Raw genomic sequence first — 15,942 nt, forward strand, 5'->3', positions numbered from 1 at the left:
TCTCACACGTCCGCGAGCGTTCGGGGTTCCAGGGGTGGTGGTGCACCTCGATCGGCACGGCCAGTTCCTCAGGTGACCGGGCGCAGGCGCAGTCCCTGCATGCCCCCGTCGACGGCGAGCGCCATGCCGGTGGTGGCGCCGGCGCGCGGGCTCGCGAGGTAGCAGATGGCGGCGGCCACCTCGTCCGCCGACACCAGCCGTCCCGAGGGCTGCCGCGCCTGTAGCGCGGCGCGTTCCGCGTCGGGGTCCTCGGCGGCGGCGAGCAGCCGCTGCACCCACGGCGTGTCCACGGTGCCCGGATTGACGCAATTGACGCGGATGCCCTCGCGAAGGTGGTCGGCGGCCATGGCCAGGGTCAGCGACAGAACCGCACCTTTGGACGCGCTGTACAGGGCCCGATCGGGTAGTCCGGCGGTCGCGGCGATCGAGCAGGTGTTGACGATGGCCGCGGCCGACGACCGGCGCAACCAGGGCAGCGCGGCGCGGGTGGTCCGCACCAGGCCGAGGACGTTCACGTCGAACACCCGCCGCCACTGGTCGAGGTCGTTGCCCTCGACCGTGCCCTGGGCCCCGATGCCGGCGTTGTTGACAAGGATGTCGATGCCCCCCAGGGCGGTGGCCGCCGCCTCGACGGCCGAGGCGACGAGCGTGTCGCTGCTGACGTCGCACCGAATCGGTACGACGTTCGCGTCACCGATCGACGGTTCGAGGTCGAGGCAGGCGACCCGGGCACCCCGGGCGGCGAGCATCCGTGCCGCCGCGAGGCCGATGCCCGAGCCCGCGCCCGTGACGGCAGCCGTCAGGCCGTCGAATTCCCTGTCGCTCATGCTCCGCCCACCGTTTCCTCGTCAAGCGTCCGTTCGGTCGCCCACACCGGCCCGTCTGGGAAGAGATGAGCCGTGAGGGAGGCCTCGTGCATCTGTGCCGAGAAGCCGGGAGTTGTGGGGGCGGCGTAGCACCCCTTGGTCACGATCACCGGATCGACGAAGTGTTCGTGCAGGTGGTCGACATACTCGATGACCCGGTCGTCGAGTGACCCGCTGACCGCCACGTAGTCGAACATCGACAGGTGTTGCACGAGCTCGCAAAGCCCGACGCCGCCGGCATGCGGGCAGACGGGCACCCCGAACTTCGCGGCCAGCAGCAGGATGGCGACGTTCTCGTTGAGGCCGGCCACCCGGGCGGCGTCGAGTTGGAGGATGTCGATCGCCTCGGCCTGCAGTAGTTGCTTGAACACGATCCGGTTGGGCACGTGCTCGCCGGTCGCCACCTTGATGGGGGCGACCGCCCTGCGGATGGCGGCGTGCCCGAGGATGTCGTCCGGGCTGGTGGGTTCCTCGACCCACCAGGGGTCGCCTGGCGCCAGGGCCCGCACCCAGTCGATCGCGGCCGGGACGTCCCACCGCTGGTTGGCGTCGACGGCGATCCGCACGCCCGGGCCGACGGCCTCGCGGGCGATGCGAAACCGCCGTACGTCCTCCGCGAGGTTCGCGCCGACCTTGAGCTTGATCTGGCTGAAGCCGTCCGCCACCGCCTCCCGTGCGAGGCGGGTCAGCTTGGCGTCGTCGTACCCGAGCCAACCTGGGGAGGTCGTGTACGCGGGGTAGCCCTGCTCGCGCAGCCGGGCCTCGCGCTCGGCCTTGCCGGGCTCGGCCTTACGCAGGATCTCCAACGCCTCATCGGGCGTAAGCGCGTCGGTCAGGTAGCGGAAGTCCACCAGTTCGACGATCTCCGCCGGGCTCATGTCGGCGAGGAGCTTCCAGACCGGCTTGCCGGCGGCCTTGGCCTTGAGATCCCACATCGCGTTGATCACGGCGGAGATCGCCATGTGCATGACGCCCTTCTCCGGGCCGAGCCAGCGCAGCTGCGAATCGTGGACAAGGCGGCGCCACAGGCCACCCATGTTCGCGAGGGTGTATTCGAGCGGCAGCCCGACGACGAGCGGTTCGAGCGCCCGGATTGCCGCTACTTGGACGTCGTTGCCGCGACCGATGGTGAAGGCGAAGCCGTGCCCCTCCAGGCCGTCGGGCGCGTCGGTACGGATCACGACGTACGCGGCTGAGTAGTCGGGGTCGGGGTTCATGGCGTCCGAGCCGTCCAGCTCGTGCGAGGTCGGAAAGCGTACGTCGTACGTGGCGAGCGACGTGATGCGGTGCGCCATGTCAGGCCTGCCCCATCGCCTGGCGCTGCCGGCCCAGGCCGGAGATCTCAAGCTCGACGACGTCGCCCGGGCGCAGGTACGGCTTGGGATCGGGATGGCCGAGGGCGACACCGGCGGGTGTACCGGTGTTGATGATGTCACCCGGTTCGAGCACCATGAACTGGCTCAGGTAGTGGATGATCTCGCCGACCTGGAAGATCATGTCCTTGGTCGAGCCGTTCTGCCGGATGTTCCCGTTGACCCACAGTCGGAGGTCGAGCGCCTGTGGATCCGGCACCTCGTCCGCAGTCACCAGCCAAGGCCCGAGCGGGTTGAACGTCTCGCAGTTCTTGCCCTTGTCCCAGGTGCCGCCGCGCTCAAGTTGGAACTCACGCTCGGACACGTCGTGCGACACGGCGTAGCCGCCAACGCAGGCCAGCCCGTCCTCGGCCGTGTCGAGATAGCGGGCGGTGCGTCCGATGACGACGCCGAGTTCGATCTCGTAGTCCGTCTTGGTGCTCCCTCGTGGAATGAGGACCGTGTCGTTCGGCCCGATCACGGTGTACGGCGTCTTGAGGAAGACCACCGGCTCGGTCGGCGGCGCCGCGTCGCTCTCCTCGGCGTGCGCCCGATAGTTCAGGCCGATGCAGACAACCTTGCCAGGGCGCGCGAGGGGGGCGCCGATCCGCATGCCAGCGCCGTCGATGCTCGGCAGGTCACCGGAAGCAATCGCCGCAGTGGCCAGCGTCAACCCGTCAGCTAGGAATACGCCGTCGATGTCCGTCGTGATCGGAGAGAGGTCGAGCAGCCGCCCGTCCTCAGTCATGACTGCCGGGCTTTCCTCGCCGCGCGGGCCGACACGCAACAACTTCACGCTAATCTCCGAACACTTAGCTAGTGGGTACGCCCACCCGATGCCCAGTGCGGCTGGGCGAGTCATCTGATGTCTGCGGGATGCTTTGACATTAGCAGGCGGGCATGATGGGCCGCCAGTGGAGGATTTCCCGTAGAGCAACGCCTCCCGGCCGACCCAACACCAGGATAGATCGGATGGCTAGTCGCCCCTCGCGCCGCGGTTCCACGCGGCCGGCGGCATGCGGAAGCGGCACTTCCCTCCGGGAAGTGCCGCTTCCGGCATTGCCGTCAGCTCGCCGGGGTCGTGGTCACCGTGACCTGGCGGTCGTTGGCCGCGTACAGCTCGATCGAGGCCACGTTCGCGTGCGAGGTGCTCGTGCCCAGCCAGCGGTAGTACCGGTAGGGCGTACTGCTGTTGAGCGCCTTCACGTACCAGGACGACGAGTTCGCCGTGGTCGGGCTGTCGTTGATGGTGACAAGGTCGACGAAGCCGTCAGTCGGCGACGTGTTCGAGCCCTGAAGCTTCGCCCCCGCGATCCGGGCCGCGTTCGTGCCCGAGCGCGGCAGGAACCGGAGCACGTTGACGGCCGTCGGGCTGCCGAAGTCCCAGCCCACGTATGGCGTCGTCGAGCTGTGGTCGTAGAACGTCGCCGGGTTGTCGTCGAAGGCGTTCGGCGGCGGGTACGAACCCGAACTCGTCGAACCGAACGCGGTGCCGTTGCCGTTGCCGTTCCGGCTCAGGTTGAGCAGCGGTGGCGGTACGTCGGTGAAGGTCACCGTGACCACCACGTCCGCGGCACCCGAGGCCTTCGCCGTCACCTGGTAGGTGCCGTCGCCCATCACCCACAGCAGGCCACCGCTCGGATCGATGGTCGCGCCCGGCGCGGCCGACTCGTCGGCCGGAGTCACCGTCCACGTCCGCCCGGTCCCGGCGAGCAGCTGGACCAGGTGCCCGTTGCGCACCGTCACCGCGCCCACGCCGGACAGGTCGACCGTTGGCACGTCTCCGGCGGCCGTGGCGGCCATTGCCAACGCCAGTGCGGCAAAGGCCGCGTCGACGTCCGGCTGGGTCGCCTTCGGGTCGGCGTTGACCTTCTGGGCTTCGGCCAGCGCCGCCTGCAGATTGCTCCACGCCTGCGGGGTCGCGAAGTCGTCCGCGGTCAGCTGCGACGCGGTGGTGATCGCCGAGGCCAGATCGGTCTTGTCCGCCAGGGTCCGGTCCGGCAGGGTGACCGCGAGGGCTGGGTCGATCGCCTTGATGGCCTCGTTCAGTGCGAGGGCCGCGAAGTACGCGGTGTCCTTGCTGATGTTCACCGCCGAATAGCCGGCGTAACGCGCCTTCACGCCTAGGGCGTTGATGTGCGCGATCTGGAAGCGTTCCTGCAGTCCTTCCCAGTTCGGGCTGGTCGAGACCCGCTTGAAGCCGCCACCGCTGGTGCGGTCGCCCGCGTACGCCGAGATCTGCTTCGCCGCGGCGAGCACCGAGGCCAGCCCGTTGTATCCGCTGGAGTCCGCTCCCGGTGCGGTCACCGTCACGCTGGTCGTGACCGGTGGCAGGCTCGGGTTGCCCATGCTGGTGCCGGTGATCGTCGCCGTGCCCGCACCGCGCGCGATCACCAGCCCGTTCTTGTCGACCATCGCCACGTTCTGGTCGCTCGACCGCCAGGCGATCCGCCGGTCGTAGGCGTTGGCCGGGGACACCGAAGCCGTGAGCTGCAGCCGGTTCGTGCCCGTCACCTTGCCGGTGCTGGCACTGGTGGCCGCCGGGCCGTAGATCGTCGCGTCCGACGGGCTGAGCAGCTGCAGCCCCGTCGGGACCGTGGACACGTCGACGACCTGGACCTTGATCGTCTGGGTCACCCCGTCCTCGGACAATCCGCCTTGTTCGATGCTGCGGGCCGTGATCGTCACGTTCGCGACCTTGCCCCCGCCGGTGCCGACCGCCTGGATGGTCGCCGTCTTCCCGGACCCGGTCACCTTCACGACCTGGTTGTTCGAGGACTTCCACTCCACCGTGTCGCCGGGGATGCCACCCTCGAGCGTGGCCGTGACGGTGTCGGTGCCCGCCGGGGCGTTGCGCTTCGTGCTGTCGTACACCAACGTCGTCGAGTACTTGGACAGCGAGATGCCGCTGACGGTGTGGGCCCGGTCGGTGGTGTCGACCATGACCATATACCGCCGGCCCTGCTTGGCGTTGAACACGAGCTTGCCGCTGTGCACGTCGTACTCGACGCGCTCACCCAGCGTCTTGTTAGCGTTGACCACCTGGATGACCGGGCGGCCCGTGGCCCACGGGTTGACCAGCGAGACCTTCCCGTCCCGCTTGCTGGTCAGGTCCACGTAGGACACCGAGCCCGTGGTCGCGTCGTACGCGCTCGACACCTCGACGTTGCCCTTGGCGCCCAGCCGCTCGTAGCTCAGCGACTGGGTCCGGTCCCAGTTCGGGAACACCGACAGGGTCGTCGGGACATCGGGCGTGGTGCTGCTCTGCAGCAGCATCGAGTTGACGCCCTCCATCGCGCCGACGGTCTCGACCGCGCCACCGCTGCCGTAGTAGGTCAGGTTGCTGGTGCGCAGCTTGGCCTTGAGGGCGGTCTTGAACTTAGCCAGCAGGTCCGCGGCCGGCCAGCCGGCCCGCGCCGCGATCGGGTACACCTTGGGGAAGCCGTTGTTCTGGCTGTTCCAGCCGGCGAACCCGGTGGCGGCCCAGGAGTTCATGTACTCCAGCGTGTTCCGGACCTTGCCGAGCAGTTCCGGGTCGCCGTCGAGCTGCTGCACGTTCTCGAAGGGGAACACCACGCCCTCGAGCTCGACCGGCTGGTCGCCCGGCTCGATCATGTCGACGTGCGCCTGGTTCGGCGACTGGTAATCCGTGGCCAGCAGCGTCGGGACGAAGTTGTCGTTGGTGTTCGCGGAGAAGATGCCCTTGGGCAGCATGGCTTCCGGGAACGCCGTGTGGTCTGCCAGGTCCTTCCAGCGCGCGACGGTGGCTGGGGCCTCGCCCATCGCCGTGGCGTGTGCGGACAGGAACTTGGACAGGAACTTGATCGCACCCATGTCGAGGTCGGGATTGATGTCGGCGGCGTCGCCCTCGTGGATCGACGAACCGATCACCGAGTAGTGGTACTGCCCGTTCCCGTCGTCCTGCTTCAGTACGTAGGAGCTGTAGAACGTGAGCAGCTGCTTCAGGTGCGGATAGAGCACCGTGCGCAGGTACTGGTCGTCCAGCGTGTATTCGTAGTAGGAGACCATGTTGATCGCGGCGAAGTAGCCGTTCGACTTCTGGTCCGTGGACGATGCGTTGAACCCGTACACCGGCACGGACGCCTTCGGGCTCAGTGCCGGCTGGGCGCTCGCCATCAGGTGGAACGGGGACAGCGTCCGGACGTGCACCGCGCCGTCATGTCCCTGTGCGGCGGCGTTGTTCTGCTGCCATGGCAGGTCGTAGGCGATGACCCGGTTGAACGGCACTTCAGTTTCGATGCGGTTGATTGAGCCCGACGCGTAGTACTGGGCCTGCTGGTTGTAGTTGAGGAAGTACCGGCCGCCCCAGCCGACGTTGTCCGCGAGAACCCACTCGCCGTACATCGAGCCCGGCAGGTTCTGCGGGTTCACCTTCCCGTTCGCGCTCGTCGGCCGGTTCGAGCTGCCGAGCACGTACAGCGACCCGTAGTAGTACTGGGCCACCTCGGGATCGGGGAACTGGACGTAGCTGCGGAGCCAGTAGTTCTTCCACCAGGCCTGGTGCTCGGCCTTGAGCTGGTCGATGGTGCTCTGCGACGCGTACCCGCGGACCCCGTCCACGGCGTCCTGCTGCACGTCCGCGACGCTCTTGATCGCGTTGTAGTCACCGCTGCTGCTGGTCAGGTAGGTAACCAGGGACGCGGTAGCGCCCGGCGCGACGGTGAAGTTCCCGGACTCCCCCAGCGAGTTGTAGTACTTGCCCTTGTTGCTGTCGTAGTAGTCGTTCGCTTCGATTTCCTGGCGGGGGTTCACGAGCGCGGCACCGACAAGGGTCGTCGCGGTCGCCATCCGGCTGCGGTAGCCGCTCGTGTTGGTGGTGGTGCTGTCCCGCGTCGTCCAGAGGACGGGACTGGACGACGAGGAATCAACTCCCCCGGTGTACGGGTAGGTCTTCTGCGCATCGGTCAGGTCGGTCGCGCTCGCGCTCGCGTACGCCATCGCCGGGACCCACTGCTTGGTCCGCAGCGTCACCGGCCCGGTGCCGCTGTTGCGGATCTCGGTGACGAAGACGTTCGCGGTGTCGGCGGTCCAGGAGGTCAGCTGGATCGGAGCATCGGCACCTTGGTCGTCCTTGAGCTCCAGGCTCGTGGTGACCTCGGCGTTGAGGATGTCCTGCTTCATCTTGAACGCGCTCGCCGCGTTGGTGCCCGCCCCGGTCGTCGGCCAGACGTCCAGCCCGCCGCCGGAGAGAATGCCCTGGTTGTCCTTGACCGCGTTGCCTTGGGCGTGCAGCGTGCCCCAGAAGTCGTTCTTGCCGAAGTAGAACTGCTGGGAGGTGGTGGACACCCCGGCCGCGACGGCGCCGATGTCGCCGTTGCCCATCAACTGCCCCGTCGTGTAGCTGCCCTTGTTGACGTCGCTGATCTTGAGCGGGGACGTCACCGAGCCGGCGATGCCGGACAGGATCTGCTGGAGCTTGGCCCAGTCGTCCTGGCCGAGATGGTCGAGCACCGCCTGCGGCACCTTGAAATTGCCGGCCGCGCCGTGCGCGGGAACGGCCGTGGGGGCGGCCACCATCGCGAGCGTGGACACCACCCCGATTACATAACGTCTCACATCAACTCCTTGGCCATCCGAACTCCTTGAGCGGCGACCACCGACGTCAGGCCCGGGGCCTCCAAGCCGGCAGTATGCAGAGAAGATCCGATGTCTGTCAATGACAAGAACCGTCATCATCGCAAAGCGGAGGCCAGATCCGATCATTGATCCGATGTATGTGCCTCACTCCGCTCTGAGCTCCAGGACCACAGCCTGGGCCGGATCGAGCAATGGCGCGGCCAGCCCGACGGTGGACAACGCAGATCCCGGAAGGCGGATCGATCCCCGTGCGAGCCAGGGGACGGGACGCGCGGGGTAACCAGTCGGCACGCCGATCTCCGGGCAAATCCTGACGGAATAGCGGAAGTCCGGATTCAGGCCCGGGAATCGGAGCCGGGCCGGGACGGAATCGGTCGAAGTGGTCAGCTGGACCAGGCTGAACACGGCGTGCCGTCGGTCGGCCGCGACGACGCCGTGCAGCCAGACGCTCGGATCCGGGTGGTCGGCGTGGACGGTCCGTCCGGTGTGCAGCAGGGGCCTGAGTCGCTTGTGCAGACGGACCCAGGCGGCCAGCTCGTCGAGTTCGGCGTCGGTGCAGGCGGTGAGGTCCCATTCAATGCCTACGTGCCCGAACAACGCGGTCGCCAGCCGGAAGGCGAGTTCGGTGGTGCGTCCTGTGGTGTGGGCGGTGGCTGCGCCGACGTGGCAGCCGACCAGTTCGGGCGGTAGCAGCAGTCCGGTCCAACGCTGGATCGCCTGCCGTTCCAGCGGGTCGATGGTGTCGGAGGCCCACACTCGGTCGGTGCGCTCAAGGATGCCGTAGTCGATCCGCGCGCCGCCGGAGGAGCACGACTCGATTTCCAGCCTGGGATGCCGGTCCCGGAGCTCGTCCAGGAGCCGGTACACGGCGAGGGTCTGCGCATGAACGCCAGCGGTCCCGGCGTGGACCGCCTCCAACAGATCGCGGTTGTGATCCCACTTCAAGTAGTCGAGTTCGTATTCGTCAACCAGCGCGTCCAAGCAGGCCAGGATGTGGGCGTACGCCTCGGGCCTGGCCAGGTCGAGCACCTGCTGCGAGCGGTGCGGAAGGGCGGCGCGGCCAGGCGCCGACAGCAACCAGTCCGGATGGGCTCGAGCGAGGTCGGAGTCGGGGTTCACCATTTCCGGCTCGACCCAAAGACCCACCTGCATGCCCAAGGCCTTGGCTTGCTTCACCAGCGGGTGCAGCCCTTCAGGCCACACCGACCGGTCGACCGTCCAGTCGCCGAGGCCGGCCGTGTCGTCGCGGCGCCCAGCGAACCAGCCGTCGTCCAGGACGAGCCGTTCCACCCCGACGCGGGCCGCGCGCTCGGTGAGCTCGCTGAGCTTGTCAAGCTGGTGGTCGAAGTAGACCGCCTCCCAGGTGTTCAGCATCACCGGCCTGGGCGTGCGGGGATGACTCGGCCGGTCGCGCAGGTGCTGGTGCATGCGGTCGGCGAGCCCGTCGAGCCCATCGCCCGACCAGGCGAAGTAGATCCACGGGCTCTGATAAGACTCGCCGTGGGCCAACCTGATCTCGCCCGCGGCGAGCAGCTCCCCGGCACCGAGGACCGGTCCGTGCTCGGGTAGCCGTTCGGTGTAGTGAACGTGGTCGCCGCTCCATCCGGCGTGCACCGCCCAAACTTCGCCGTGGCCGAACCCGAAGCCGGACTCACCGGCCACCATGAGGCCGGTAGCGTCGTGGCCGGTGCGGCCGCGGCGGGACTCGCGGGCGGCCAGTCCGTGTCGCAGAGGACCCCGCTGGGGAGCACGTTCCCGAGACCAGCGCCCGCTGAAGTCGAGCACTTCGGTCGCATGGTTCCCGGCCGGGAGCAGACAGACTACGGATCCAAGCGCGAACACCTCCGGGCCGTCGTTGACCACCTCATGGCGGATTCGCACGACGCCGGATCTGTCCATCCGGACCTCGGTGCGGACCGATACGGCGGCCTCCGCGTCGCGCGCCTCGATCCGTACGCCGCCGCCTTCGTCGTCGGTCTCGACGGTGACCGGCCGTACCAGCTCCAGGCGCAGATGCGGGAAGCGACCGTCCCGGTGTCCTGCGATACCTGGCCGCCCGACCCAGCCGTCGGACTGCTGAGGTATCAGCCGCAGCAGCACCGGAACCTCGACGGACGCCACCGGGGGCGATGGCAAGCTGCCGAGGACCAGCTCGTCGAAGCTGTCCACGGCCCCTGGGTCGGCACCCCAATGCAGGACGCGGGGTACCCGGTGGCCGGTGATATCCAGGATCAGCGCTGTGCCGGCGGCGGTCAGCACGACGACGTCGGGGCTCTGTCGCGAGGTGTCGCCACCGCTCCCTACGGCCGTCATGGGCGCGGGGCGGCGGTCGAGTGGCGGACGACTACCTCGGTGGGCAGCACGATCGGCGGCGGCGTCGCGCCCTGCATGATGTCCAGCAGCGCCGTGACGGCCGCGGAGCCCATGGCCTGGGTGTCCTGCCGCACCGTGGTCAGCGGCGGCAGGATGTACGCGGACAGGTCGATGTCGTCGAACCCGGTCACCGATACGTCATCGGGCACGCGCAGGCCGTGCTCGTTCAACGCGCGCAGGATGCCGATCGCCATCATGTCGCTCTCGGCGACGACCGCCGTGAAGTCCCGCCGGGTCGCCAACAGATCGAGTGCGGCGCGGTAGGCGCCCTCCGTGGACCAGTCCGACTTGCGGGCGAGACCTGGGTCTTCGGGGACGCCGGCCGCCGCGAGCGCCGCGCGGATCCCGGCCAGCCGATCGCGGCCGGCGGGGTCGGTCTCGGTGCCGGTGATCCGGGCGATCCGGCGGTGGCCCAGCCCCAGCAGGTGCTCGGTGACCTGTCGGGCCCCGTCAGCGTTGTCCGATGCCACCGAGGTGGCGCGCAGCCCCGTGCCGACCGCGTCGACGAAGACCGTCGGCAGCCGGGACTCGACCAATGCCTGGATCCGTACGTCGCCCGGCGGGCAGGCGACCATGATGGTGCCGGCCACCCGCCGGGAGCGCAGCAGCCGGACATAGCTGTCGCTGGCCGCACTGGTCGGGCGCGAGGGCACGAGCAGGTCGTAGCCGGCTTCGGCGGTCGCCGCCTCAATGTGGTGCAGGACGTTGAGGTAGAAGTGGTACTGCGGCCGGGTCAGCTCGGACAGCGTCCAGATGTCGTTGGCGAAGAAGCCCAAAGCGATCACCTTCGAGCGGGCGCCGGACAGGCTCTGCGCCGCCACGTCCGGCTGGTACCCGAGGCTTGCTGCGGCAGCCTCCACGCGGATCCGGGTGGCGTCCCTGACCTTCGCCGTGCCTGAGAGGACGCGCGAAACCGTCGCCCGCGAGACTCCCGCGAGGCGTGCCACCTCTTCGCTCGTGGCCATCGCCCACCTTCCGATTCGGCTCGTCAACCGCCGCCCTGGCAGACGCGGCGAGCGCGCGTTCCGTCGTGCTTGAACGCGCGTACATCAGATCGGACGTCAGTATCAGGCCGTCGAATGAAGCCCGTCAACAGTCGCGGACTGTTACCTCTTCAACCCGTTGACGCCGCAGTACGTGCGGCGTAACGTCCCCGTCGCTCAGCAATGTACGCGCGTTCACGGCGGGCCCCGCCCCCATCCCGGCCCGTCCCACCACCCTCGGCGCTTGGAAGGACACCCCCCATGACATCGCTGACAAGACGACAGGCGCTCTCTGTCGCGGCAACGCTCATCGCCGGCGCTGCGCTGCAAGGCTGCAGCACCACCAGCACAGACAACGGATCGGGGACGAAGGCCATCACGTTCCTGACCTTCGAGACGCCCAACCTCACCCCTGCCTACTGGGACGCCGCGATCAAGCGCGTCACCGACAAGAACCCGGACATCAAGGTGACCAAGCTCGTGGCGCCCACTGCCGACGGGCGCACCGACTACGCCAAGCAACTGCTGCAGTCCGGGCAGTTCCCGGACGTCATGATCGCGGTCTCGCCGGCCGGGTTCGCCGAGGCGGGCAACCTCTACGCATGGCAGCCCGAGGAACTGAAGGATTTCGTCTACCCGACCGCCAACCCGATCAAGGGCAAGTACTTCCAGCTTCCGGCCAACACCCAGACGATCCCGCCGGTCTACTACAACAAGAAGATGTTCGCCGACGCCGGCATCACCGCGCCGCCGACGAACTGGAGCGAGCTACTCGACGCCTGCGCAAAGCTGAAGGCGTCCGGTGTCACACCGTTCGTGGCGGGTGGCGGCAAGGACACCTTCGCCTCGTCGATGATCCTGTCCGGAATCGTCAGTGTCGACGTCTACGGCAAGACCCCGGACTGGCTGACCCAGCGCCGGGCCGACAAGGTGAAGTTCAGCGACCCGGACTTCACCGCGGCCCTGGCCAAGTTCGCGGAGCTGGCTCAGAAGGGCTACATCGCAAAGTCCGACGTGTCCCGCGACTACGCCGCGACCGAGCAGGCGTTTCTGGACGGCAAGGGCGCGATGTACCCGATGGGCAACTGGTTTGCCGCCAACGCCGATGCCAAGCACCCGTTCGACATCGGCGTCTTCAACTTCCCGACCGCCGACGGGCGCCTGGTCGTCCCGGCCTATACCGGTGGCGGCATGATCGTGAGCGCGAAGGCGCAGAACCTTGACGCCGCCAAGCGCTTCGCGCTGGCCTTCCAGCTCGACAAGGCCCAGCTGGACGCCTCGGTGAAGGCCGACGGTCTGATCCCGGCCATCAAGGGCTACACACCGCCGGCCGACACGGGCGCCGTCTACAAGGCGGGCTACGACCTCTACCAGCAGGCCGTCTCGCAGAACGCGGTCGTGCACGCCTTCCGGTGGGAGACCGCTGACGATGGCCTGCTCCCGGGCATGGCCAACAAGGTCGACGCGGCGGCACAGGACCTGATCACCGGCCGGAAGACCGCCGCAGAGGCGGCCACGTACCTCGACACCGAATGGGCCAAGGCGAGCTGAGGTGGTCCAGCACACGGAGATACCGACCGGCCCGCCGGCCGCCCGCAAGCAGGTGGGCGGCCCGGCGACCCGGCACCGACGCGGAGCGGTCTGGGAAAAGCTCGCGCACTTCGCGGTCTTCGGCGCCCCCGGTGTCCTGGTGTACGCCTGCTTCGTGCTGGCACCGATCGCGATGAGCTTCGCATACAGCCTGACCAACGCGAACCCGTTCAACCCGCCGCGACGCTATGTCGGGCTGCGCAACTACTGGATGCTGCTGCACGACGAGCAATTCCACACGGCGCTGCGGGTCACCACGATCCTGACGCTGATTGTGGTGATCGTTCCTAACGTGCTGGGGCTGCTGGTCGCGCTGCTGTTGGACAAGCCCGGCCGGTTCTACAACGCGATGCGTAGCGTGTTCTTCACGCCGATGATCCTCAGCTCGGTCGTCGTCAGCGTCATCTGGACTCGCCTCCTCGACACCGACGGGCTGGTGAACCAGGCGTTGCGGGCGCTCGGCGTCCACCAACCGCCCGCCTGGTTGTCGGATCCCGACTACGCGCTGTACTCGGTAGCGTCGATCATCTCCTGGCAGATGCTCGGCTTCTGCGTCGTGGTGTACCTGGCGGGGCTGCAGGGCGTACCGGTGGAATTGCAGGAAGCGTCCTCCATCGACGGCGCCGGGCCGATACGCCGGTTCCGGGCGGTGACCTGGCCGCTGCTCGCGCCCGCGCTGACGATCAACACCGTCGTCCTGCTGATCTCGGCATTCAAGACCTACGACTACATCAAGGTGATCACCAACGGCGGCCCGGGTGCCGGTACCACCGCGACCATCGCGTTCGACGTGTTGCAGACCGGCTTCGACGCGAACCACGTCGGCTACGCCTCCGCGATGGCCGTCGCCATGCTCGTGATCGTCGGCGTCACAACGGCGGTCGCCCTCTGGATCCTGCGAAGAAGGGAGATCGACCTGTGAAAGACCGAATCCCCTGGATACGCCCGGCGACGGCACTCACCCTCACCGCGCTGTTCTTCGTGCCGCTGTACCTTGTCCTGACGAACGTGTTCAAGCGCGGCGACCGGATCTCCGGCTCCCCGGCGTCACTGCCCTGGCCGCCGACGGTGGACAACATCAAGGCCGTGCTGACCCGACCGGACCACCTGTTCTGGGTCAGCCTCACCAACAGCGTCATCGTCACGACCGTCTCCGTGGTCGTCCTGATCGTGCTGTCGGCGATGCTGGGCCATTACCTCGCCCGCAGCCGCAGCCGGTGGGCGAGGGCGCTGACCCTGGTTCTGCTCGCCGGGCTGATGATCCCGCCGCAGGTGATCCTCATCCCCATCACCGATGTTCTGCGAGCCGGCCACCTGATGGCCACGGTGCAGGGGCTGGTGCTGTTCAACGTCGGCTACTACCTGCCTTTCGGGATGTTCGTCTTCGCCGGCTTCATCCGCGGCATACCCATCGAACTCGAGGAGGCCGCAAAGGTCGACGGGGCGCGCCGCGCCCAGGTGTTCTGGCGCGTGGTGTTCCCACTGCTGCGGCCGGCCAGCGCCAGCGTGATGATCTTCCTGGGAGTGTGGATCTGGAACGACTTCATCGACCCGTTGATCATCCTTGGCCCCGGGCGCGGCACGACCGTGACGACCGGTGTCTACCGCTCAATCGGCCAATACCAGTCCGACTTCGGCTCGGTCTTCGCGCTGATGTTCCTGGCGACGCTCCCGGTACTCGCGTTCTATCTCGCGCTTCAGAAGCACTTTGTCAAAGGGCTCACCGGCGGCGCCACCAAGGGCTAGGGCGCCGGGTAGGCGGCGGGTCAGACTCCGCGCCGCCTACCCGACCGGCCTCGTCGAGCTGTGCCACGTGCGCCCCACGGCCAACATCTCGGCCGACCCACGGGCTCGTTAGACGACACGTGGAGGGACGACCATGGCGTCAAGGATCCGACGCGGTTTCGCCAACCCATCATGCGAGGCTCGGTCGGGGCGGCGGCAGGGCGCGAGACGTCGCGCCACGACCGCGATCCGCCGGCGGACTATCGGGGCCGGGTCTCCGTCAACTCGAGCAGGAGCTGTTCCTCGTGTGATGGCCTGCGACCGGTGCTGGCCAGTCCGCTGATGGTGGCCGCCGGACCGCGGCTTCGTCGTCTCGCGCCCGCGTTGCCGGCTGCGGCGTCGTGCGGGAGTCCGAGTCGACCACTTTCGGGAGCGCGTCGGCGGCCTGGACCCGCAATTGCGGGTCCTCGTCGGCAGCCAACGCCAGCAGCGCGTCGACCGCCGCCGGCCCGCCGGCCGAGCCGAGGGCGTCGCTGGCCGCTCGCGGACGTGCCGGTCGGGGTGTTGGAGAACGCGCCGCACTGCTGCGGCCCACTCGGTGATCAGCTTGGTCGGTCTGCGGTGCAGGATCCCGGTGAAGATGCGATGCGACACGGCCGTGCGGGCCCATCCTGACGACACATCAAGATCGCACCGCACGGCCGCTTCCATGACCGAACCGGAGCCGCTCAGCTATCGCGCGCCAAGTCGTAACGACTACACGGCTGCAATGGCACGCTGGAGGTCAAGGAGGTCACTCCCCTGGCCAAGGTCCGTGCCGAAGTCGAGGCTCTCGGATTCGATGTCTCCGGTGAATGATCCGTGAGTAGACGGTTTGTCGAGCCCACCCGAACCAGGGCTGGTGAGGCCGGTAATCCCTGCGGTGAGGGAGGCTGGTGCCACGTCGGAAACCTCCATGCCCAAGTTTTTGTCGTTGGTGACTCGGATGCCCCAGTGGACGATGCGGCATCCGAAGTAGGGCCCAGCGTCGCCTGCGCCTCCGACGCCCGCATCCTTGTTGGTGACGGTGATGTCGGTGCGGAGGTTCTCGAAGGGAAGTTGTCGATGCGTATCGAAGAGGCCTGTCTCCATGAGACCCCGTCGGTATACGTTGCCGCTCGAAAGCCCCTCGAGGTTAAGGCCGTGAAGGACGCTGCCGCGCACCGCAGGGACGGTGAAGTCCTCCAGGTGGAAGTCCTCGATCAGGTTGTCTTGACATCCTCCCGGCCCTGAAGGAGCCGGGATTCCCACGGTTGCCCGTGAGGGTTCCTGTTTCATTGCCGACTGCCTTTCCGGGAGGATTTTCCCTTGAGGTCTTACATCAGCTCCGCAGGCGTTTTACCTCTCCGCCAGCCCGGCGGCGAGGATGTTCTTGGCAGCGTTGATGTCCCGGTCGTGCTCGGCCTTGCAGCCGGG

The 15,942-nt window shown here is 67.9% G+C and carries 11 protein-coding genes; 4 read left to right on the forward strand and 7 right to left on the reverse strand.

What is annotated here, in order from left to right:
* Positions 1 to 68 precede the first annotated feature (68 nt).
* The 6 genes from ABZ783_RS35825 to ABZ783_RS35850 all read right to left on the reverse strand — a co-directional run bounded on the left by ABZ783_RS35825 (position 69) and on the right by ABZ783_RS35850 (position 11,154).
* Positions 69 to 827, reverse strand: coding sequence for an SDR family oxidoreductase (locus ABZ783_RS35825; RefSeq protein ID WP_357447105.1), 759 nt, complete (start codon positions 825 to 827; stop codon positions 69 to 71).
* A complete protein-coding gene (locus ABZ783_RS35830) occupies positions 824 to 2,161 on the reverse strand; it encodes an L-fuconate dehydratase (RefSeq protein WP_357447108.1) in 1,338 nt (445 codons plus the stop codon). Before ABZ783_RS35830 ends, ABZ783_RS35825 begins: the two co-directional genes overlap by 4 nt.
* A gap of 1 nt (position 2,162) precedes the next feature.
* On the reverse strand, positions 2,163 to 3,014 hold the full coding sequence (locus ABZ783_RS35835) for a fumarylacetoacetate hydrolase family protein (protein WP_357447111.1): 852 nt from the start codon (positions 3,012 to 3,014) through the stop codon (positions 2,163 to 2,165).
* Positions 3,015 to 3,283: 269 nt separating this feature from the next.
* Complete coding sequence (locus ABZ783_RS35840; RefSeq protein WP_357447114.1) at positions 3,284 to 7,795, reverse strand: Ig-like domain-containing protein; 4,512 nt, start codon at positions 7,793 to 7,795, stop codon at positions 3,284 to 3,286.
* 165 nt (positions 7,796 to 7,960) lie between these two features.
* Positions 7,961 to 10,129: an alpha-galactosidase gene (locus ABZ783_RS35845; protein ID WP_357447117.1), complete on the reverse strand. Its 2,169-nt coding sequence runs from the start codon at positions 10,127 to 10,129 to the stop codon at positions 7,961 to 7,963.
* Positions 10,126 to 11,154 carry a LacI family DNA-binding transcriptional regulator gene (locus tag ABZ783_RS35850; protein WP_357447120.1) on the reverse strand — a complete coding sequence of 343 codons (1,029 nt, stop codon included), beginning with the start codon at positions 11,152 to 11,154 and terminating at the stop codon, positions 10,126 to 10,128. Before ABZ783_RS35850 ends, ABZ783_RS35845 begins: the two co-directional genes overlap by 4 nt.
* 279 nt (positions 11,155 to 11,433) lie before the next feature.
* Here ABZ783_RS35850 and ABZ783_RS35855 point away from each other — a divergent pair, with 279 nt between their 5' ends.
* The 4 genes from ABZ783_RS35855 to ABZ783_RS35870 all read left to right on the forward strand — a co-directional run bounded on the left by ABZ783_RS35855 (position 11,434) and on the right by ABZ783_RS35870 (position 14,508).
* A complete protein-coding gene (locus ABZ783_RS35855; RefSeq protein ID WP_357447123.1) occupies positions 11,434 to 12,723 on the forward strand; it encodes an extracellular solute-binding protein in 1,290 nt (429 codons plus the stop codon).
* A 227-nt stretch (positions 12,724 to 12,950) separates the two neighbouring features.
* Positions 12,951 to 13,028, forward strand: coding sequence for a hypothetical protein (locus ABZ783_RS35860; RefSeq protein ID WP_357447132.1), 78 nt, complete (start codon positions 12,951 to 12,953; stop codon positions 13,026 to 13,028).
* 26 nt (positions 13,029 to 13,054) lie between these two features.
* Positions 13,055 to 13,684, forward strand: a complete 630-nt coding sequence (locus tag ABZ783_RS35865; protein WP_357447135.1) for a sugar ABC transporter permease — start codon at positions 13,055 to 13,057, stop codon at positions 13,682 to 13,684.
* Positions 13,685 to 13,770: 86 nt separating this feature from the next.
* Positions 13,771 to 14,508: a carbohydrate ABC transporter permease gene (locus ABZ783_RS35870; RefSeq protein WP_357447126.1), complete on the forward strand. Its 738-nt coding sequence runs from the start codon at positions 13,771 to 13,773 to the stop codon at positions 14,506 to 14,508.
* Between the two features lie 735 nt (positions 14,509 to 15,243).
* On the opposite strand, the gene ABZ783_RS35875 is transcribed toward ABZ783_RS35870, so the two are convergent.
* A complete protein-coding gene (locus tag ABZ783_RS35875) occupies positions 15,244 to 15,804 on the reverse strand; it encodes a hypothetical protein (RefSeq protein ID WP_357447129.1) in 561 nt (186 codons plus the stop codon).
* Positions 15,805 to 15,942: the final 138 nt, after the last annotated feature.

Source organism: Micromonospora sp. NPDC047738 (genome assembly GCF_040642675.1).
GTDB lineage: Bacteria > Actinomycetota > Actinomycetes > Mycobacteriales > Micromonosporaceae > Micromonospora.